The sequence below is a fragment of the Pseudomonas izuensis genome, assembly GCF_002356535.2.
GTDB classification, from domain to species: Bacteria; Pseudomonadota; Gammaproteobacteria; order Pseudomonadales; family Pseudomonadaceae; genus Aquipseudomonas; species Aquipseudomonas izuensis.
Map to the genome: position 1 here is coordinate 4,028,242 of NZ_AP017423.2, position 20,816 is coordinate 4,049,057.

At 61.7% G+C, this 20,816-nt stretch carries 14 protein-coding genes; 4 read left to right on the top strand and 10 right to left on the bottom strand.

Annotated elements, in window-relative coordinates; all coding sequences use genetic code 11:
* Positions 1-31: 31 nt before the first annotated feature.
* Complete coding sequence (locus LAB08_RS17765; protein WP_096510472.1) at positions 32-2,713, bottom strand: winged helix-turn-helix domain-containing protein; 2,682 nt, start codon at positions 2,711-2,713, stop codon at positions 32-34.
* 656 nt (positions 2,714-3,369) lie between these two features.
* Positions 3,370-4,512 carry an acyl-CoA dehydrogenase family protein gene (locus LAB08_RS17770; RefSeq protein WP_096510470.1) on the bottom strand — a complete coding sequence of 381 codons (1,143 nt, stop codon included), beginning with the start codon at positions 4,510-4,512 and terminating at the stop codon, positions 3,370-3,372.
* Between the two features lie 241 nt (positions 4,513-4,753).
* Here LAB08_RS17770 and LAB08_RS17775 point away from each other — a divergent pair, with 241 nt between their 5' ends.
* From LAB08_RS17775 to LAB08_RS17790, 4 genes are all read left to right on the top strand, one after another.
* Entirely contained in the window at positions 4,754-5,800 is a 1,047-nt protein-coding gene (locus tag LAB08_RS17775) for a LacI family DNA-binding transcriptional regulator (protein WP_096510469.1), read from the top strand.
* A 69-nt stretch (positions 5,801-5,869) separates the two neighbouring features.
* Positions 5,870-7,153, top strand: a complete 1,284-nt coding sequence (gene hisD / locus LAB08_RS17780; protein WP_096510468.1) for a histidinol dehydrogenase — start codon at positions 5,870-5,872, stop codon at positions 7,151-7,153.
* Between the two features lie 4 nt (positions 7,154-7,157).
* A complete protein-coding gene (locus LAB08_RS17785) occupies positions 7,158-7,598 on the top strand; it encodes an acyl-CoA thioesterase (RefSeq protein ID WP_096510467.1) in 441 nt (146 codons plus the stop codon).
* On the top strand, positions 7,595-9,178 hold the full coding sequence (locus LAB08_RS17790; protein ID WP_096510466.1) for an arylsulfatase: 1,584 nt from the start codon (positions 7,595-7,597) through the stop codon (positions 9,176-9,178). Before LAB08_RS17785 ends, LAB08_RS17790 begins: the two co-directional genes overlap by 4 nt.
* A 904-nt stretch (positions 9,179-10,082) precedes the next feature.
* Here the strand turns inward: LAB08_RS17790 and LAB08_RS17795 are convergent.
* From LAB08_RS17795 to LAB08_RS17830, 8 genes are all read right to left on the bottom strand, one after another.
* Positions 10,083-12,773 (bottom strand): helix-turn-helix transcriptional regulator, encoded by a 2,691-nt coding sequence (locus LAB08_RS17795; RefSeq protein WP_096510465.1) that lies wholly within the window; start codon positions 12,771-12,773, stop codon positions 10,083-10,085.
* A 288-nt stretch (positions 12,774-13,061) separates the two neighbouring features.
* Entirely contained in the window at positions 13,062-14,630 is a 1,569-nt protein-coding gene (locus tag LAB08_RS17800) for a long-chain-fatty-acid--CoA ligase (protein ID WP_096510464.1), read from the bottom strand.
* Positions 14,631-14,837: 207 nt separating this feature from the next.
* Positions 14,838-15,989, bottom strand: a complete 1,152-nt coding sequence (locus LAB08_RS17805; protein ID WP_096510463.1) for an acyl-CoA dehydrogenase family protein — start codon at positions 15,987-15,989, stop codon at positions 14,838-14,840.
* A gap of 19 nt (positions 15,990-16,008) precedes the next feature.
* Complete coding sequence (locus LAB08_RS17810; protein ID WP_096510462.1) at positions 16,009-16,839, bottom strand: SDR family NAD(P)-dependent oxidoreductase; 831 nt, start codon at positions 16,837-16,839, stop codon at positions 16,009-16,011.
* 63 nt (positions 16,840-16,902) lie between these two features.
* The gene (locus tag LAB08_RS17815) at positions 16,903-17,337 is read right to left on the bottom strand and encodes a MaoC/PaaZ C-terminal domain-containing protein (protein WP_096510461.1); all 435 of its coding nucleotides are present in this window, start codon (positions 17,335-17,337) and stop codon (positions 16,903-16,905) included.
* A 10-nt stretch (positions 17,338-17,347) separates the two neighbouring features.
* Positions 17,348-17,788 (bottom strand): MaoC family dehydratase N-terminal domain-containing protein, encoded by a 441-nt coding sequence (locus tag LAB08_RS17820; RefSeq protein ID WP_096510460.1) that lies wholly within the window; start codon positions 17,786-17,788, stop codon positions 17,348-17,350.
* 66 nt (positions 17,789-17,854) lie between these two features.
* The gene (locus LAB08_RS17825) at positions 17,855-19,042 is read right to left on the bottom strand and encodes a lipid-transfer protein (protein WP_096510459.1); all 1,188 of its coding nucleotides are present in this window, start codon (positions 19,040-19,042) and stop codon (positions 17,855-17,857) included.
* 302 nt (positions 19,043-19,344) lie between these two features.
* The gene (locus LAB08_RS17830; protein ID WP_096510458.1) at positions 19,345-20,472 is read right to left on the bottom strand and encodes a CaiB/BaiF CoA transferase family protein; all 1,128 of its coding nucleotides are present in this window, start codon (positions 20,470-20,472) and stop codon (positions 19,345-19,347) included.
* Positions 20,473-20,816 lie beyond the last annotated feature (344 nt).

Sequence of the window (20,816 nt, forward strand, 5' to 3'; positions counted from 1 at the left end):
CCGTATGTATCCCTACATCCATACTTCGCACCTACTCAATCAACCCATTCTTACGCGCCCACGACACCGCATCATAGCGACTCGAAACCCCCAACTTGGCGTAGATATTTTTCAAATTCCACTTCACCGTTTCCAGCGAAATATTCAGCGTCAGGGCCACGCGTTTGTTGGCCATCGCCTGGCTGATCAACTCCAGGATGGCCAGTTCCCGTGGCGTGAGCGTCGAAGACACGCCATTGGCCGACGACTCGCTGGTGCGGCCGACGCTTCCCGGGCCGAAGCGCTCCAGCAATTTCCCCAGGTACGCCTTATCCTCACTGGCCAGCGGTTTGCTCGCCAGCGCGGAGAGCATCTTGCGCAGCACTTCGCCTTCGTCGAGGAAGGTGCGCACCAGTCCCAGCCGGCGGCCCTGGGACAAGGCTTCCAGCAAGTGCGCTTGCGCCTGTTCCGGTTGCAGCAGATCGGCATTGGCGCAGGCTTCGAGCAGTTGACCGGTGACCAGCAATTGTCCACGACTGAATTTCCTGGCGTAGGCACTCAGGATCGCCAGGTTTTCCAGGGCTCTGCCCGGGTAATTGGTGGCCAGTAGCAGGCGCGCATGCGCCAGCGCCGATATCGCCGGGATGTCTGCCTGGAAGCCCGGGGACTCGCGGTGTTTCTCCGCCAACGCTTGCAGTTTGGCGACCCTGTCGGCGGCGTAGGTTTTGTCATTCACCAGCAAGGCAATATGGGCCTGTTCGGCCAGGCAATGCGCCAGGGCACGATCCTGGTTGATGGTGCGAAAGTGTCGCTCCTGTCGATCCAGAAAGGCCATGGCCACTGCGGCGCTGTCCTGAAGCAGGTCCAGGCGCGCCCGGCAGATGGTGGCGCGCAGCATGGTGTCGGGCATGGCCCATTGCAGCAGCCCGTTGCGATTGGCGAGGATTTCCCGCGCTTCATCGGTACGGTCTACCTCGCGGTAGACCTCGGCCAGCGTGGCGGCCCCCAGATAAGCACTGGCGGCGCGGTGCCCATGCACCGCCACGGCGCAGGCCAATTGTGCCGTACCGATCCGCTCGGCCTCGCGCATCTGGCCGGCCTGCAGGTAACAAAGGGTCCGGGCCCCTTCGGCCACCAACGCCATCTCGCCATTGCGCTCGGCCTCGGGGATGGGGTTCTCGTCAAGACATAGCAGCGCTTCCTCGATCCTGCCCGCTGCCAGATAGGCAATGGTCAGCAGCGCCGGCGCGCCGAAACGCGTCACGGTGTAGTCATCCGGCAACGCCTGGAAGTTCTTGAGCAAGCCAATGATGGGCTCGGTGCGATCACGCTGCAGTTCAATGGCCGCCTGGACCAGCGGCAGTCGATAGGCGACGTCGGCGTGCTGCGCCGCGCCGCTGCGATGGAATTGCTCCAGCCAGACCTCGGCCTTGGCCGGACGGGCCGTGAGGGCGTACGCCAGGCAGCCGAGAAAGAACAAGCGCGGCCGGGAAAACAGGATTTGCTGCGGCAACCGGTCGAGCAGCCGTAGCAACGGGCTCAGTTGACTCAGGCTCCAGGTCGCCGGGGCTGCCCGCTCGATCAACTGTGCGGCGAAATCGAGGTCGCCCGCCAGGGTGGCATGTCGTACCGCCTCGGCCAACAGCTTGCGCTCGGCGAACCAGCGTGCGGCCCGGTTATGCAGTTCGGTTTGCGCGGCGCTGTCCCGGCGCGCGAGCCGTGTGGCCAGGAAATCGCCGAACAGTGCGTGGAAGCGATACCACGGCTGCCGGTCATCGGCTTCGACGCGAAAGATCAACAGGTTCTCTTCATCCAGCCGCTTAAGCATGGCCTGCGCCGAGCTGACGCCAGTGATTGCTTGCGCCAGGGAGGCATTGAAGCGACGGCAAATACTCACACTTTCCATGAACTGCGCCAACTCGGGCGGCAGATGGACCATCACGTCTTCGGCCAGGTAACTCTGCAGATCGTCGGAGCGCCAGCCCATTTCGCGCAGCGCACCACGGGAGTCCGGATCGCTGCGCAGCAGGATGATCACCAGTTGCAAGGTGGCCGGCCAACCGCTGGTGAGTTCATGGATCTGATGCAGTTCTTCCGGACTGAGTTTCAGTGCAGCCAGGCTCTGTTCAAGAAACGCGCGGGATTCAGCCAAATCGAATGGCAATGTAGCGCAATCGAGTTCCAGCAATTGCCCGCTCAGGCGCAGGCGGCTGAAACTCAGCGGCGGACCGACACGGGACGAGATGACGAAATGCAGGTTCTCGGGGCTGTGATCCAGAAGCTTCTGCATGAGCTGGTGGGAGCGCGGGTCGGTGACGTGCTGGTAGTCGTCGATGACCAGGAACAGCTCCTTGTTGATCGCGGCGGCACCTTCGACAATGGCCGCCACCACCTGGTCGATGAACTCCGGTTGCGCGCCTTCCAGTGGAACACCGCTGTCCAGGGCAATGCCAAGGCGCTGCAAGGCGCCGCGCAGATAGGCGAAGAAGATCGGGACATGCTTGTCATCGCCACTCAGCGACAGCCACGCCACTTCGGCTCCCGAGCGCATCATCACCTGGCGCCACTGGGCCAGCAGCGTGGTCTTGCCGAAACCGGGACTGCCGGTGACCAGGCCGACGCGGCATTGACTCATGCCGCGCAGATCCTCCAGCAAGCGTTCGCGCAGAATGGTCTGGGTGCCGATGCGCGGTGGCGCGAACTTCGTCGATACGAGTAGCTTGTCGGTATGCATGTCCTGACTGGTCTCCCATCCTGCCGTACCCAACGAAACAGCGAGTCGGGCGCTGCACGATCCGGATCGGTGAGGTGTGCCATGTTCTGGCGATTGTTGGATTTCTTACCCGCAGGTTTCTGACAACCCCGGGTTCCGCCTTGGCACAGATGGTGACGGGGAACAGCGACCCATTACCCCCCTACATTGGAGGGGGGTAACCAGAACACCGACCCGCCAGCGAGCAACTCATTCCTGTGGGAGCGAGCCTGCTCGCGATGGTCGTTAACGATAACGCGTGCTGTCTGAATGATCGTGTTGCCCGGACGTTTTTCGCGAGCAGGCTCGCTCCCACAGGTATGAGTTGGCTTTTGCTCTGGCTTTTGCTCTGGCTTTTGCTCTGGCTTTTGCTCTTGATCTATCTGCCCCGTTTCCAGAGGCCGAACGCAGGCGTTGCGCAGTGGGCCGGAGCGAGGGGCCGAATGGTGGGGCAAAGCCTTTTGGTTCCTTTTTGGCGTTTGAAAAAGGGACTCGCCGTAAGGGCGAAACCGCCAGTGGCCGTAACCGCAGGAATGGATATGTACACTATCAAAACCTATGTCGCCTGACACAAAGCTTTCGCGAGCAGGCTCGCTCCCACAGGTATCCGCTCCTGCAATTAATCCGGATACATCCAGTCAGAGTGTACGCGCCACCAACTCACGCATGATGTCGTTGGCCCCCCCATAGATACGGTTGACCCGGCTGTCCAGGTAATGACGGGCCACCGGATACTCCAGCATATAACCGTTGCCGCCATGCAACTGCACGCACTGATCGACCACCTTCGAATACAGCTCGGTGCACCAGAGTTTGGCCGCCGCGGCCGCTTCCGGGCTCAGTTCGTGCTGCAGGATGAGTTCCATGCAGCGATCGGTGTAGGTCTGCCCCAGGACGATCTCGGTCTTGAGGTCGGCCAGCTTGAAGCGCGAATTCTGGAATTCGATGATCGGCGTGCCGAAGGCCTTGCGTTCGCGGGTGTAGGCAATGGTCTGTTCCAGCACCGCCTGGCTCGCCGCGATGGCGAGTATGCCGATGCTCAATCGCTCCCAGGCCAGTTCCTTCATCAATTGGTAGAAGCCCTGGCCAGGCTCGCCGCCCAGAACGTTGGCCTTCGGCACCCGTACGTCCTGGAAGAACAGCATGGTGGTGTCCTGGGCATGCAGGCCGACCTTGCGCAGCGGTTTGGACTTGGTGACCCCGGCGCGGTCAGCCTCCACCAGGATCAGCGAAATATCCCGGGAGCCTTTGCCGGTGCTGCCGGTCTTGGCGATCACCACGATGATGTCGCTGTTGGTGCCATTGGAAATGAAGGTCTTGGCACCATTGATCACGTAGTCATCGCCGTCGAGCACGGCACGGGTCTTGACCGCCTGCAAATCGGACCCGGTGTCCGGTTCGGTCATGGCCACGGCGGAGATGATGTCGCCGCTGGCCATTTTCGGCAGCCATTGTTGCTTCTGTTCTTCGGTACCGAAATTGATCAGGTAGCCGGCACAGATGTCATGCACATTGAAGCCATTCAGGCCCGAGAGCCCTGCACGAGCCACCTCTTCGACGGCAATCATCGAAAAACGCCGGTCCAGGCCCAGGCCGCCATAGGCCTCCGGTGTCGTGGCGTTGAGCATGCCCAGTTCGCCGGCGCGCTTCCAGACCTGGCGGGGAACCAAGCGATCCTCCTCCCACTGTTCGTGAAAGGGCGTGCATTCCTCCGCAAGGAAACGCCTTACGGTATTGCGGAACGCTTCATGCTCATGATCAAAGAGTGTGCGCGGAATCATGGAGTGACCTCTGGATGCGATGGGTTCTGTCGGCGACTTTTTCAGCCGACGCCTTTGCGTCACCTTAGAGCGACCCGCGCTCGCCCTGCCCCCTCGAATCGAGTAAGGCAAATGGCTGCTCTTGGATAACGGGCAACCCCACTCCTTTCGAGGGGTGTTTGCCCCCAGATAGCGTCGATAGCATTCGGTCAATGCGTGCACACGTGTGCACAACAAGTGAAAAGCGACCGGAACACACGACATGAAGCGCGACAGCACAGCCGGGGATGCATCCGCTCAGCGAAGCGCCACATCCGTCGAACGGATCACGGCCAGGGACCTCGCCCGACGCATGGGGGTGGCTACTTCCACCGTCACCCGCGCCTTCGATGCGCAGTCGCGCATCTCGGCCGAGCTACGCGAGCGCATCCTGGCCCTGGCCGATGAGCTGGGGTATCGCCCCAATGCCATTGCCCGTTCGCTGAACCAGCGCAGGACCGGCATCGTGGCGCTGGTGGTGGGTGACATGGCCAATCCCTTCTATCCCGCGCTCCTTGAAACGTTCTCCCTGAAACTGCGGCAAACCGGCCGGCAATTGCTGCTGTTCGTCGTGCCGCCCGGGGGCGATGCGGACGAGCTGATGCCGCAACTGTTGCAGTATCAAGTGGATGCCATTGTGGTCACCGCCGCGAAGCTGTCTTCACACATGGCGGATCTGTGCGCCCGTCAGGGCGTTGCGGTGGTGTTCATGAACCGCCGGGTCGCGGACCCGACCGTTTGGTCAGTGTGCTGCGACAACCAGCGCATGGCCGCTGAAGTGGCCGAGTACCTCGTGTCCCGGCAACGCCGGGCCTGCGCTTTCGTGTCCGGCGACACAAGCATTTCCACCACCACTGACCGCCTGCGCGGGTTCGAACAGGGCCTGGCCCTGCATGGCCAACACCTGGTGGCGTGCGTCGCGGGCGGGTACACCTACGAAGGCGGACGTGACGCGGCGGCCCGACTGTTCAGTGCCGGGCAACCCGCCATCGACGCCGTGTTCTGTGCCAACGACGTCATGGCCCTCGGTGTTCTGAGTCACCTGCGGATGAACACCTCTTTGCGCGTACCCGAGGATGTCGCCGTGGTCGGCTTCGACGACATCCGCGCCGCGGCCTGGCCGGAAAATCACCTGACCACCGTGCACCAGCCTGTCAGCCAGATGATCGATTGCGCCATTCGCTTGCTTGGCGAAGGTCGCCCCGACGCAAGCGTCATCCAGGCGCTGCACGAAGTGCCCGGCCGACTGGTGATTCGTTCCACCGCATAGCGCCCCACACCAACAAAAACAATCGTCCGCCCGAGGCGGCCAAACCTTGATTTCCAAAGGAGAAATCCCGTGATCCAACACCTCAAGAAGGGCCAGTCGGCCCAAGCCAAGGCCAGTAATCAAGCCCAGGTGCGCGCTACCGTGGAAAGCATCATTGCCGACATCGAGCAGCGCGGTGATGCGGCGGTACGTGAGTACTCCGAGAAGTTCGACAAGTGGACTCCACCGAGCATGCGCCTGACCCCGGAGCAGATCGACGCCTGCATCGCCAGCCTGCCCCAACAGACCCTCGACGATATCAAGTTCGCCCAGACGCAGATCCGCCGGTTTGCCCAGATCCAGAAGGAGTCGATGCACGACGTCGAGGTCGAAACATTGCCTGGCGTCGTGCTCGGTCATCGCAACATTCCGGTCAACTCGGTGGGTTGCTACATCCCCGGCGGCAAATACCCGTTGATCGCCAGCGCCCACATGAGCGTACTCACGGCCAAGGTGGCCGGCGTCAAGCGCGTAATCGCCTGTGCACCGCCTTTCGAGGGCCAGCCTTGCCCCGAGATCGTGGCCGCCATGCACCTCGCGGGGGCCGATGAAATTTACTGCCTGGGTGGCGTGCAGGCCGTGGCCGCAATGGCGATCGGGACCGAGAGCATCGTCGGCGTGGACATGATTGTCGGTCCGGGTAACGCCTATGTGGCCGAGGCCAAGCGTCAGTTGTTCGGCCGCGTCGGCATCGACCTCTTCGCCGGCCCGACCGAAACCCTGGTGATCTGCGATGACACCGTGGATGCCGAACTGGTCGCCGTCGACTTGCTGGGCCAGGCCGAGCACGGCCCCACCTCCCCCGCGTACTGCGTGACCACCAGCAAAAAAATCGCAGAAGAACTGCCGGCCGCCATAGACCGGGTGCTTTCACGCCTGGACACCGCGCCGGTCGCAAGCGTGGCCTGGAACGACTTCGGTGAGATCTATCTGTGCGACACCGACGAGCAAGCCCTGGAAGTCGCCGAACGCCTGTGCTCCGAGCATGTGCAGGTAATGACCCGCGACCCGGCCTGGTACCACGATCGCATGACCCGCTACGGCGCCCTGTTCCTCGGGCACCGGACCAATGTCAGCTATGGCGACAAGGTCATCGGCACCAACCACACGCTGCCGACCATGGGCGCCGGGCGCTACACCGGGGGTTTGTGGGTGGGCAAGTTCATCAAGACCCACACCTACCAGCGCGTGCTGACCGACGAGGCCAGCGTGATGATTGGCGAGTACTGCTCCCGGCTGTGCGGATACGAGCATATGTCCGGCCACAAAGAGCAGGCGGACATCCGCGTGCGACGCATGAAGCAGGAGGCTTGAAGCCATGAGCAAGCCTGTACCGCACAACCGCAGTGACTATCGCTACCTGCGCGAGATCACCACGCGCTGGATGGACAACGACGTCTACGGCCACGTCAACAACGTCATCTACTACAGCTGGTTCGACACCGTGGTCAACGGCTGGCTGCTGGAACAGAACCTGCTCGACTTCGAGCAGTGCCCGACGGTCGGCCTGGTGGTCGATACCCATTGCAGCTATTTCTCCTCCATCGCCTTCCCCGACCTGGTGCGTGCCGGCCTGCGCGTGGCCAGCCTGGGCACCTCAAGCGTGCGCTACGAAGTCGGCCTGTTTGCCAATGACAACACCGAGGCGTCGGCACAGGGCCATTTCGTTCACGTCTACGTCGACCGCGTGACGCGTCGGCCGGTGCCATTGCCGCAAGCATTGCGCCGCGCACTGGAGAGCATCGAGGTGGCGTCATGATCAACGTCAGGAAACTGGTCATGGCCTGCCTCGTACTCGCTGCTCCACTGGCGCAGGCGCAGACGTCCAAACCCAACATCCTGGTGATCTGGGGCGACGATATCGGCTGGCAGAACGTGAGTGCCTATGGCATGGGCACCATGGGCTACACCACGCCGAACATCGACCAGATCGGCATGGAGGGCATTCGCTTCACCGATCACTACGGGCAGCCATCGTGCACTGCCGGCCGGGCAGCGTTCATCACCGGCCAGTATCCGATTCGCTCCGGCATGACCACCGTGGGCCAACCGGGTGACAAGCTCGGCCTGCAAGCCGCCTCGCCGAGCCTGGCGGAGGTGCTGAAAGAAGCCGGGTACCGCACCGGTCAGTTCGGCAAGAACCACCTGGGTGACAACAACGCCAACTTGCCGACAGTGCATGGCTTCGACGAGTTCTACGGCAACCTGTATCACCTCAATACCGAGGAGCAAAGTGAGTACGCCGACTATCAGAATTTCGCCAAGTCATATCCCGGCGGACCACAGGCGTACGCCAAAAAATTCGCCACCCGTGGCGTGCTGCACACCCTGGCCACCGACAAGGATGACCCGACGGTCGACCCACGCTTCGGCGTGGTCGGCAAGCAGAGCATCGAGGACACCGGCCCGTTGACGATGAAGCGCATGGAGGACTTCGACGGCGCCGAACTGATCCCCCGTGCAGAGGACTTCATGCGCAAGGCCAAGAGCGATGACAAGCCGTTTTTTGTCTGGCTCAACACCAGCCGCATGCACCTGTACACCCACCTCAACGCCAAGTGGAAACATGCCGCCGATCAGTACACACACGAAGGTGACAACCACGGCGGCGGCATGATGCAGCACGATCATGACATCGGCCAGGTGCTCGATTTCCTCAAGCAGAGCGGCCTCGATAAAAACACCATCGTCTGGTACTCCACCGATAACGGCCCGGAACACTCCTCCTGGCCGCATGGCGGGACAACACCCTTCCGTGGCGAGAAGATGACCACCTATGAGGGCGGCGTGCGGGTGCCGTCGATGCTGCGCTGGCCGGGTGTGATCCAGCCCGGGCAGATCAAGAACGGCATCCAGGCGCATCAGGACATGTTCACCACCCTGGCCGCAGCGGCCGGCGTAACGGATGTGGTCGAGCGCATGAAAGACCAGAAAAAGCAGTACATCGATGGCATCAACAACCTCGACTACTGGACCGGCAAGTCGCCGCAAAGCGCACGCACCAGCCTGTTCTACTACATCGAGAACAAACTGACCGCCGTGCGCATGGGGCCATGGAAGATGCACTTCTCGACCAAGGAAGACTATTACGCGCCGATAAAACCCTTGTTTGCACCATTGATGTTCAACCTGCGCAGCGATCCGTTCGAAAGCTACGACAGCAATGACTCCTACGGCCACATGATCCAGAAGTCGTCGTGGATCTCCGGCCCCATGGGCGAACTGATCGGCGCCCACCTCAAGACCCTGGCCGAATACCCACCGGTGCAGGCAGCCAAATCGTTCGACCGGTCGAACCTGGTGCAGGACTTCCTGAGAAACCAGCCGAAAGCACAATGATGCAATCGAAACCGGCGCAAATGGCGGTGTGTCTGACGCCATCTGTGCCGGCCTCTTCGCTGGCAAGCCAGCTCCTACACGAGGGCTTCGTCGAGCACCAAATCTGCGGCCACCCCCAATCAACTGTAGGAACTGGCTTGCCAGCGAAAGCGGTGTATCTGACGCCATCTCTGCCGGATGTGCCGGCCTCTTCGCTGGCAAGCCAGCTCCTACACGAGGGCTTCGTCGAGCACCAAATCTGCGGCCACCCCCAATCAACTGTAGGAGCTGGCTTGCCAGCGAAAGCGGTGCATCTAACGACATCTCTGCCGGATGTGCCGGCCTCTTCGCTGGCAAGCCAGCTCCTACACGAGGGCTTCGTCGAGCACCAAATCTGCGGCCACCCCCAATCAACTGTAGGAGCTGGCTTGCCAGCGAAAGCGGTGCATCTAACGACATCTCTGCCGGATGTGCCGGCCTCTTCGCTGGCAAGCCAGCTCCTACACGAGGACTTCGTCGAGCGCCAAATCTGCGGCCACCCCCAATCAACTGTAGGAGCTGGCTTGCCAGCGAAAGCGGTGCATCTAACGACATCTCTGCCGGATGTGCCGGCCTCTTCGCTGGCAAGCCAGCTCCTACACGAGGACTTCGTCGAGCGCCAAATCTGCGGCCACCCCCAATCAACTGTAGGAGCTGGCTTGCCAGCGAATGCGGTGGGTCTGACGCCATCTCAATCGGATGTGCCAGCGAAAGCGGTGTATCTGACGCCATCTCTGCCGGATGTGCCGACCTCTTCGCTGGCAAGCCAGCTCCTACGCGGGACCTTCAATATTCGAACGGCTTAACGCGGTGTGCGGTTGGAATGGCAGATAAGGTGATTGCCGATCCGCCGCCCACTCCAGTGGAGTGGGTCACGAGACGGGTCTCAGGTTGCTTCCTCCCGCCGCCTGCGGGCGATGACAATGGCGTCGTAACGGCTGGAGACGCCAAGTTTGAAGAAGATGTTCTTCAGGTTCCACTTCACGGTTTGCAAGCTGAGATTCAAGGCCAGTGCAATGCGCTTGTTGGACATCGATTGCTCCAGCAGATCAATGATGTCCTGCTCGCGCCGGGTCAATGCCGCCTGCTCACGGGTCAGCTCAATCGCCGCCGATGAACTCTTATCCGCTTCGATGGGCGGCAGGTCCGGCGGTTCTGCCACCAGCTTTTGGTAATAGGCGCCAAGCACTGCATCCTCTGCAAGATCAAGCTCCGGCAACAGCGACTGGAACGCTTCGCCCTCATCCAGGAAGGTGCGCACCAGCCCCAACCGATAACCGCTTGCAACTGCCGAGCGCAGAGATGCCAGGGCTTCGGCGCTGCGCTCCAGTTCAGCCAGGGCAAATGCGCGCAGCAACTCGACCTTGACCCGCCATTGCCCCCGGCCAAGCTCGCTGGCGTGACGCTCGACAATGTCCAGCGCCTGCATCGCGGCTTCGGGTTGCCAGCGAGCTAGTGCCAGGCGCGCCTTCGACAAGGCGGCCAGGGTCATGACTTCCACATCGCATGAGGACGCGCCCCGGTGGTTTCGCGCAAGGTCGTCAAGCACTACCTGCAACGTCTCGGCATGCCGCCAGTCACCGCACTTCAACGTAATGCGCAGCTGTTCATCGATCATCCGGGCCGTACCGCGATCAAGACCCAGGGCGCGGAAATGCTCTTCTTTCTGGTTCAAATACTCCAATGCGCTGCGTGGCGAATCCTGCAGGTCAAGCAGACGCGCATGGCACAACGCGGCGCCAATCATGTAGCCCGGCGCCGAAAAACGCAGAATATCCAGGCGATTGGCGAGCACCTCGCGGGCATCCCCGAGACGATCGAGTTCGTAATACACCTCGGCCATGATCGTGGCGCTGGCACAGGCGCTCACCGAGCGACGCCCGTGAATCTGTTCGGCCTGGGCCAATATCACCGAGCCCATGCGCTCGGCCTCCAGCACCCTGCCCTCCAGCAAAATGCCCGAGGCCATGGCGGTCATGCCCATCAACGCCATTTCATCATTGCTGCTACGCAAACAACGCCCGGCCGCCCCGTTGAATACGCTGCGGGCCTCGCTGTGACGGCCGGCGAGGCCCAGGCAGGTGATCGTCATGCCAACGCGTACCTGCTCGTGAAAAGGATGGCTTGCGGGCTGGTCGGCGGACAACGCCAACAAGGCCAGGCAACGGGTTTCATCATCCCGGTGCATGGCCAGCGATGCCTTGAGCAGTTGCAACTGATACGCCCACTGCGGTGCTTGCGGCACGCTTTCAAGTGCCGTGATCCAGGCCTGCGCCTTGCTGGTGAGCACCGTGAGTACCGCGCCCCAGATCCCCAGCAGCATCAGCGACGGGTGCCCGATCAATTCCTGCAAGGGCACCTGCTCGAGCCAGCGCATGAACTGGCTGAGATGACTCACACTGCGATAGGACGGTTGCACACGCTCCAGCAACTGCGCGACAACCGTGAAATCATCGCAGTGCAGCGCATGGCGAAGCGACTCGGGCACCAGTCCCGCCTGTTCGAACCACGTCGCCGCGCGCCTGTGCAATTGCGCGACATCGGTGCCGGATACCTGCAAGCGCTGGGTGAGGAACTCGACAAACAACGGGTGCAGGCGATACCACTGGCGATTGCCGGGCAGGTCGACCGGCTGGATGAACAGGTTGCGTTCTTCCACCGCCGCAATCAACTGCACCGCCCTCGCGGAACCGGTGACATGGGCGGCGACTTCGGCATTGAAGCGCCTGAGGATGGAAATTTTCTGCAGGAAGTCGAACAGTTCTGTTGGCAAATCCGCGACCACATCTTCGGACAAATAGGCTCTGAGGGCGGCGCTGTCAGGCAGCAGTGCCGTGCCCTTGACGCCTTTTTTCGGGTTCGCCTTCAAGGCGATGGACATCAACTGCAAACCGATCGGCCAGCCATCGGTCAGGTCATGGATGGCATGCGCCGCGTCAAGGTTCACCCCCTGGTCCAGGTGAGCCTTGAGGAAGGCCAGTGACTCCGCAAAGTCGAACGACAGCCCGGCACAATCCACTTCGCACAGCTCGCCCATGGCGCGCAGGCGCCCCAACAGCAACGGTGGCGTGCTGCGCGATGCCAGCACGATATGCAGGTGATGCGGTGCGTCATCGATCAGCGCTTGCATCAACTGGGCGATCCGCACATCGGCCGCATGCTGGAAATCATCGAGCATGACGTACAGCTCGGCGCTCACCCGGGCCAGCGCGTTGATCAACAGCGAAGCCATCGCCTGAATACTGATGGCTTCAGGCCCGGCCAACAGCAGCAGGTCGTCATCCAGGGGCAGGCCTGCCTGGCGCAACGCACCCAACAGGCTGGCACAAAACGATTCGAGCACGCAGTCGTCCGGCGATACCGACAGCCAGGCCACCTGAACCCCGTTTTTAATCAGCTGCTGGCGCCATTGCGCCATCAATGTGGTCTTGCCAAAGCCTGCGCTACCGGTCACCAGTTGCAAGCGACTGTGTCGCTCTCGCTGCAGTTTTGCCAGCAACTGTTCGCGGGCCACAGCCTGGCTGCCGATTCGCGGTGGGGCGAACCGGGTGGTGGTCAGCAATGAGTGGGTGTTCATGGGTGCGTACTCGGTTCAAGCGGTGCTGAGCACGCCGCAGGCCCAGCACGGTTATGGCCATGAGCGTTGCCACGCATGGCTCGCGGCGCGGACCAGCCTAGCCAGAATGAGTCGCCTCACCTATCGCTCAAACGAATTAGATTCGGTTTGTCGCTCTTGATCGGGCACGTAAAAACGCGTCCGTGTAGGAACGAGCTTGCTCGCGATGGGCGTCAACGATAACGCGTGTTGTTTGACAACGCGTTTACCGGGCGTTTTTCGCGAGCAGGCTCGCTCCTACAGGGCAGCTCAGGCGATATTGCGACCGTGGTTCGCCCAATAGGGTTCACGCAGCTCGTTCTTGAGAATCTTCCCGACCGTGGAAAGCGGCATGGCTTGCCGGAACTCGACGCTGCGCGGGCATTTGTAGCCGGCAATCCGCGCCCGGCAATGGGCAACGATTTCGTCTTCGGTCGCCACGGCTTCAGGCTTGAGCACAATCACCGCATGCACGGTCTCGCCCCATTTTTCACAGGGAATACCAATGACCGCGCTTTGGGCCACGGCCGGATGGCTGGCCAGGGCATTTTCAACTTCGGCTGAATAAATGTTCTCACCGCCGCTGACAATCATGTCCTTGAGGCGATCGACGATGTACACGAAACCTTCCTGATCCATCCAGGCGCCGTCACCGGTGTGCATCCAGCCGTCCCTCAAGACCTCTGCCGTGGCGACGGGATTGTTCCAGTAGCCGAGCATCACGTTCGGGCCACGCACGGCGATCTCGCCGACCGTACCGCGCGGCACCTCCCACCCCTCGCTGTCGACGATTTTCAGTTCGACGCAACTGATCGCGCGGCCGGCCGAGTACATCTTGCCGCTGGCCTGATGCTCGGCACAGTGATATTGCGCGTCCAGCATCGTGCCGCCGGTCGTCAGCTCGGTCATGCCATAACCCTGAAAAAACCGGGCAGTGGTAAACGCCTCGCAGGCGCGGTCCAGCAACACGGGGGAAATCGGCGAAGCACCGTAGATAATGTTCTTGATCGAACTCAGGTCCAGAGCGTTCAAGGCCGGCTTGGCATCGCGCGCATCCAGCATCATCTGGATCATGGTCGGGGCCATCATCGCATCGGTCACGCCTTCCTGGCTGATCAGTTCGAGCGCGGCTTCACCGCTGAAGGCCGGTAGCACCACATGGGTGCCGCCGCAGATGAACATGCCATACATGCCGGAAAAATCAGCCAGGTGGAACATCGGCATCGCATGCAGAAACTTCGCTTCGCTACCGTAGAATCCCTTGCTCAGACTGGCCAGGGAGGCGAACGCCAGATTGTCATGGCTGATCATGACGCCCTTGGGGAAACCGGTGGTGCCGCCGGTGTAGAAAATACCCAGCAAGGCATCGCCACTGCGACGTACATCCTCGATGGCCTCGGCCTCGGCGAGCAGGGCTTCGTAGGACAGCATGCCGTCCGGTGTCTCGTCGTCGCCGGCATAGATCACATGACGAATGGTTTTGGCCTGGCGGGCAATCATGCCCCCCATGATGCTGAAGGTATCGTCGACGATGAGGATGCTCGTTTGCGAATCGTCCAGGGAGTAGACGATTTCCATCACGCTCCAGCGGGTATTGACCGGGTTGAGTACCCCGCCCGCCCAAGGTACGCCAAGGCTGTATTCGATGTAGCGTTGCGAGTTGCGCGACAGCATGGCGACGCAATCACCGCTCGCCAGACCGAGCTTCTTCAGCGCGCCGGCCAGCCGGGCAACCCGTTCGCCGAGCGCGGCAAACGTCAGGCTGCGGCCCTGGCAGCGGATGGCGGTTGCGTCGGGGCGCTGCTGCATGTGTCGGTGCAACCCTTGGGTGATATACATCTGAGCCTCCAGAATCTTGTTGTTATAAGTAAAGCAGCTGCTGTTATCGCACGGCAAAAACCACTGACGGCGCACCACCGCGCTGGTTAATGCCAAACCCTGTGGGAGCGAGCCTGCTCGCGAAGACGGTGTATCAGTCTCCAACCATGTTGACTGTGCCGACGCCATCGCGAGCAGGCTCGCTCCCACATAAAGCACCTTGCGGGGTTAGAGCGAACGCCCCACCAGTTCGCGCTGGATTTCGTTGGCACCACCGTAGATACGCGCGACGCGGGCGTCTGCGAACATCCGGGCAATCGGGTATTCGTTCATGTAGCCGAAGCCGCCGAAGAATTGCAGGCAACGGTCCATGACCTCGCCCTGACGGTCGGTCAACCAGAATTTGCCCATCGACGCGGTGGTGGTGTCCAGGGTGCCATCCACCCAGCGCTGGATGATCAGATCGCCGAAGGTGCGTGCCGCTGTCACCGTGGCCTTCACGTCCGCCAGGGTAAAACGGGTGTTCTGGAAGTCCAGGATTGCCTTGCCGAAAGCCTTGCGCTCCTTGGTGTACTCAACCGTCAACGCCAGGGCGCGCTCCATGCTGGCAACGGCCTGGATGGAGATTTCCGCACGCTCATAGGGCAACTGCTGCATCAACTGATAGAAGCCCTGCCCTTCGACGCCGCCCAGCAGGCAGTCAGCCGACACCTCGCATTCGTCGAAGAACATCTCCGAGGTGTCCTGACCCGGCAGGCCAATTTTGTCCAGGCACTGGCCACGGACGAAGCCCGGTGTCCTGGTATCGACGATGAACAGCGAGATACCCTTGGAGCCCTTGGCTTCCAGATCGGTCTTGGCAATGACCACCACCATGTCACTGTTCTGGCCATTGCTGATGAAGGTTTTAGAGCCGCTGATGACGTACTTGTCGCCTTTCTTCACCGCGCGGGTGCGCACGCCTTGCAGGTCGGAACCGGTGCCCGGCTCAGTCATGGCGATGGAGGTAATGCACTCGCCGGAGGCGATTTTCGGAAGCCACGCCTGCTTCTGCGCTTCGGTACCGCTGGCCAGGATGTAGTGACCGACGATGTGGTTGATGCTCAGCGCGATGCTCATCACACCGGCATAGGTCAGCTCTTCCATGGCCACGGCGTAATGCGCCGGGGTGCCATCGGCGCCGCCGTACTCCGACGGCATGTCCGGCAGGATCATGCCCATTTCGCCACAGGCCAGCCAGGCCGCACGGTCGGAGCGGTGTTGTTCGCGCCATTTATCTTCCTGAGGGACAAGCTGCTCGCGCACGAAGCGGCGAATGCTGTCACGGAAGGCGCCAAGGTCCTCGTCCATCCATGGGGATGTGTAGTTTTCCAGTTGCATGACAAATCTCCTTCAAGGATCAGACGGTGCCGAGGCCGCCGCCGCAGACCAGGACCTGACCGGATACGTAATCCGATTCCGGGATGCAGAACAGATACACGGCACCGGCCGCTTCATCCGGCGTACCCGGACGTCCCAGCGGACACATCTGCTTGCCGGCTTCGATCGCCGCGGCCTGAATGCCGACCTTGATCTCGCGGCCTTCAATGTTCACGGTCTTGCTCGCGTCGCCGGCCAGTGCCTGGGTCATGCGGGTTTCGATGTGACCGTAGGCCACGGCGTTGACGTTGACCTTGTGGCGGCCCCATTCCTTGGACATGGTTTTGGTCATGCCGAGGATCCCGGCCTTGGCCGTCGAGTAGTTGGCTTGACCGGCGTTACCGGCCGCGGCGATCGAGGAAATGTTCACCACTTTGCGGTGCACCACGCGGCCTTCGGCAGCCTCGGCCTTGGCGGCGGCGCTGATCACCGGATAGGCCGCACGCAGGATGCGGAACGGCGCGGTCAGGTGGCAGTCGATGATCGCGTACCACTGCTCGTCCGACATTTTCTGGATGACGTTATCCCAGGTGTATCCGGCGTTGTTGACGATGATGTCGATGCCGCCGTAGTTGTCGACGGCGGTCTTGATGAAGCGGTCGGCGAAATCCACCGCCGTTACGCTGCCCACGCAGGCGACAGCGTCACCACCGGCTTCGCGGATTTGCGCAACCACTTCTTCGGCCGGCCCGGCGTCCAGGTCGTTGACCACCACGCGGGCGCCATCGGCGGCCAGTTTCAGCGCCACACTGCGCCCGATGCCGCGACCGGAACCGGTCACCAACGCTACTTTGCCTTCAAGCTTTTTCATCATTCGATACCTGTATTTTTTTTTATCAGTTGCTGGACAGAAAGCCGGGGTTCAGTTCGGTTTTCAGTTCAACGTCACGACCGCTTCACCCACCAGCTTGTCTTCGCCGTACTGGTTGGCGCACTTGATCTCCAGACGCACGAAACGCTCGCCGTCGGCTTCGAATTTCTGTGCCACGCGCCCCGTCAGGTGCGGGATATGGCCGATCTGGGTGATGCCGGTGAAACGCACCGCGAGCTTGCGAATCTGCGGTTGTGGCACCCAGTGGGTCAGCAGCCGGCCGAGGTAGGCCGCCGACAGCATTCCGTGGGCGAACACATCCGGCACGCGGGCCTTGCGGGCGAAATCGATGTCGATGTGGATTTCGTTGTGGTCACCGGAAGCACCGGCGTAGAGCGCCAACATCGTGCGATTGATCGGGCGCAGCTTCATCAGCGGCATCACATCGCCTACCTGGACATCGCTGAACTGCGGGCCGGTTTTTGGGAGTTGAGACATGAGCTATTCCTCAGCGCTGCACGAGCGAAGAACGAAGATCGGCGATGTGCTCACCGTCCTGGTTGGTCACGCGGGTTTCCTGCACCACAAATTGCAGCGCCCCGCCCTTCTTCTCGTACACATCGACGATGCGCGAATCGAAGGTCAACACGTCGCCGGCGAACGCCATGCGGTGATAGTTGAATGCCTGCTCGGCGTGCAGGATGCGACCCAGGTCAAAGCCCATGATGTCTTCGACGATGGCCTGTGGGTTGCGCCCTTCGCTTTCCAGGCACAGCAGGAAAGTCGGCGGTACCGGCAGCGCCTTGTAGCCTGCCGCTATTGCCGCCGCGTCTTCGGTATAGACCGGGTCGGTTTCGCCAATGGCCTTGGCGAAAAACCGCAGGCGACCCTTTTCCACTTCACTGGTGGTGACGCCAAGGGAACGGCCGATCAGACTCTTGTCTGCCATTTCAATTGATTCCTGTGCGTTATCAGGTCATCGCACACCTAATGAGGTGCGCGAACCAAAGTGGGTTCAGCCACGACCGAAGAGCGTGACGACACCGGCTCCGCCCAGGCCGAGGTTGTGCTGCAACGCGTGCTGCAAACCTTCGACCTGGCGCGCGCCGGCGGTCCCGCGCAACTGATGGGTCAGCTCGAAGCATTGCGCCAGGCCTGTGGCGCCCAGCGGGTGACCTTTGGAAAGCAGACCACCTGACGGGTTGATCACCACTTGACCGCCGTAGGTGTTGTCGCCGTCCATCACGAATTTTTCGCCACCGCCCACCGGGCAGAAACCCAGGCCTTCGTAAGTCAGCAGCTCGTTGTGCGCGAAGCAGTCGTGCAGTTCGCAGACACGAATGTCCTCGGGGCCGACACCGGCTTTTTCGTAGACTTCATTGGCGGCCTGACGGGTCATGCCCACGCCGACCACGCTGATCATCGATGGCGGATCGAACGCATCCGGTTTGTCCGTGGCCAGTGCCTGAGCCAGGATGGTCACGTCAGTACGCAGGCCATGCTTCCTGGCAAAACGCTCGGACACGATGATCGCCGCCGCGCCACCGCAGGTCGGCGGGCACGCCATCAGACGGGTCATCACCCCTTCCCACACCACCTGGTCGGCCATCACTTCTTCCGTGGTGACCACCTTGCGGAACACCGCCAAGGGGTTGTTCGCGGCGTGACGACTGGCCTTGGCACGGATCGCGGCGAAGGTCTCCATCCGGGTACCGTACTTTTCCATGTGCTCTTTGCCCGCGCCGCCGAAGAACATCAGCGCACCGGGCATGCCGACACCTTCCGGGAAGGCCATGGCGGAGGCATCAAAGCCCTTGCCCATGGTCAGGGGACGGTCGGTCCAGAAGTTCTTCAGTGCGCCGGGTTGCATCTGTTCGAAACCAAACGCCAGCGCGCAATCGACGGCGCCGCTTTCCACGGCCTGGCGCGCCAGGTACAGCGCGGTCGAACCACTGGCGCAGTTGTTGTTGACATTGATCACCGGAATCCCGGTCATGCCGACTTCGTACAACGCCGACTGGCCGCAGGTGGAGTCGCCGTAGACATAGCCCGCATAAGCCTGCTGTACCAGGTCATAACCGATGCCCGCATCCTGCAGCGCCTGGCGTACCGCCTGCGCGCCCATCTCGATGTAGGAACCACTGGCGCCAGGCTTGGCAAACTGAATCATGCCGACGCCGGCAATGTAGGTTTTCTGTGACATCACGTTCTCCCCGGGGTTGATTGACGGAGCGTTGGTCGTCTCGCGACCTGCTGCTCCATGGCGTCATGGTTGCGTACCAACCCTCGGGCTGTATCCCGCTCGGATGGGGTGGAAAGGAGTGGGATTTTGCCGGTCAGTCAAGGTTGACTCCGAACCTGTGGCGAGGGAGCTCGCTCCCGTTGGGTCGCGAAGCGGCCCCAAAAAGAAGGGACTGCTGCGCAGTCCAACGGGAGCAAGCTCCCTCGCCACAGGCAAGCTCCCTCCCCACAGGTTGCCCATCATTCATTCATTCGCTTGATTGATCAGGCGATGGCACCGGCGGCGCGCAGTTCGCCGATACGCGCCGCGTCCAGTCCCAGCTCACGAAGGATGTCGAGGGTATGTTCGCCGTTCTTCACCACGCTCCCGGCGGTTGCCGGCGTGCGGCTCAATCGCGGGGCCGGTGCGGGGTGGGTCACGCCGTCGGTCTGCATGAAGGTGCCTCGGGCTCGATGGTGCGGATGTTCGAGCGCCTCGTTGAAATCCAGCACCGGGGCGAAACAGACGTCGGTGCCGTCCAGCAGTTCGCACCATTGATCCCGGGTACGGGTGAGGAACATGGCCTCGAGTTTGCTGCGCAGGGCCGGCCATTGCCGGCGGTCCCACTGACGTTCAAACGCCGGGTCATCGATCTGGCAAAGCTGCATCAGCAGTCGGTAGAACTGCGGTTCGATGGAGCCAATCGAGACAAATCCGCCATCGGCGCAGGCGTAGCAACCGTAAAAAGGCGCGCCGCCATCGAAGATGTTTTCCCCGCGGCCGCGCCACTCTCCGCTCTGCTTGAACTCGTAATACATCGTGCTGAGCAGCGCAGCACCATCGCAAATGGCTGCATCCACCACCTGCCCTTTGCCGGACTTTTGCGCCTCCAGCAGCGCACTGACGATACCGAACGCGAGGAACATCGCGCCGCCGCCCATGTCGCCTGCCAGGTGCAACGGCGGTGTCGGCTCGCGATCGGCATGGCCCATGGCATGCAGCGCGCCGGTGATCGCCAGGTAATTCAAATCGTGGCCGGCAACGGGTGCCAGCGGCCCGGTCTGCCCCCACCCCGTCATGCGCCCGTACACCAGGCGCGGGTTGCGTTGCAGGCACGGCTCCGGCCCCAGCCCCAGACGCTCCATGACCCCCGGACGAAAACCCTCGATCAGCACGTCGGCGCCTTCGATGAGTTGCAACAACACATCAATCGAACCTGGCTTGCGCGGATCAATCGCCAGGCTGCGCCGGCCCCGGCTGATCACACTGCCGTCACCATTGAGGAAGCCTGACACCAACCGGTCGATCCGAATCACTTCGGCGCCCATGTCGGCCAACAACATGGCGGCGAACGGCGCGGGCCCGATCGCATTCATCTCGACTACTTTCACACCTGCCAGTGGTCCTGCCATCACTTATCTCTCTCATTATTGGATGCATGGCTGCAGCGCCACCCAATCGGCTTGCAGCGCGCCACAGGCTAGCGGGGCCCACCTTCGGGACAATCGCTCAAACGAGTGAAGTTCCCCGAGAGCGCACTGACCGTTTGCGCAGGGCGGCCTTGCCACGGGACAGGGGCATGGCAATATGCGTCGGATAAAACCTGCGAAATACGCGGCAGCGAAACTGTAGGAGCGAGCTTGCTCGCGAAAAACTCAAGGGCACCGCTGGGTATCTGGTTTTACGCGTTATCGTTCACGACCATCGCGAGCAAGCTCGCTCCTACAGGGGGTTGTGATGTTCAAACCCTTGACTG

Coding starts and splice junctions, on each gene's coding strand:
- LAB08_RS17830 (WP_096510458.1), bottom strand. CDS start 20,472: ATGGCAGGACCACTGGCAGGTGTGAAAGTAGTCGAGATGAATGCGATC.
- LAB08_RS17785 (WP_096510467.1), top strand. CDS start 7,158: ATGAGCAAGCCTGTACCGCACAACCGCAGTGACTATCGCTACCTGCGC.
- LAB08_RS17765 (WP_096510472.1), bottom strand. CDS start 2,713: ATGCATACCGACAAGCTACTCGTATCGACGAAGTTCGCGCCACCGCGC.
- LAB08_RS17810 (WP_096510462.1), bottom strand. CDS start 16,839: ATGAAAAAGCTTGAAGGCAAAGTAGCGTTGGTGACCGGTTCCGGTCGC.
- LAB08_RS17790 (WP_096510466.1), top strand. CDS start 7,595: ATGATCAACGTCAGGAAACTGGTCATGGCCTGCCTCGTACTCGCTGCT.
- LAB08_RS17825 (WP_096510459.1), bottom strand. CDS start 19,042: ATGTCACAGAAAACCTACATTGCCGGCGTCGGCATGATTCAGTTTGCC.
- LAB08_RS17815 (WP_096510461.1), bottom strand. CDS start 17,337: ATGTCTCAACTCCCAAAAACCGGCCCGCAGTTCAGCGATGTCCAGGTA.
- LAB08_RS17820 (WP_096510460.1), bottom strand. CDS start 17,788: ATGGCAGACAAGAGTCTGATCGGCCGTTCCCTTGGCGTCACCACCAGT.
- LAB08_RS17775 (WP_096510469.1), top strand. CDS start 4,754: ATGAAGCGCGACAGCACAGCCGGGGATGCATCCGCTCAGCGAAGCGCC.
- LAB08_RS17770 (WP_096510470.1), bottom strand. CDS start 4,512: ATGATTCCGCGCACACTCTTTGATCATGAGCATGAAGCGTTCCGCAAT.
- LAB08_RS17800 (WP_096510464.1), bottom strand. CDS start 14,630: ATGTATATCACCCAAGGGTTGCACCGACACATGCAGCAGCGCCCCGAC.
- LAB08_RS17795 (WP_096510465.1), bottom strand. CDS start 12,773: ATGAACACCCACTCATTGCTGACCACCACCCGGTTCGCCCCACCGCGA.
- LAB08_RS17805 (WP_096510463.1), bottom strand. CDS start 15,989: ATGCAACTGGAAAACTACACATCCCCATGGATGGACGAGGACCTTGGC.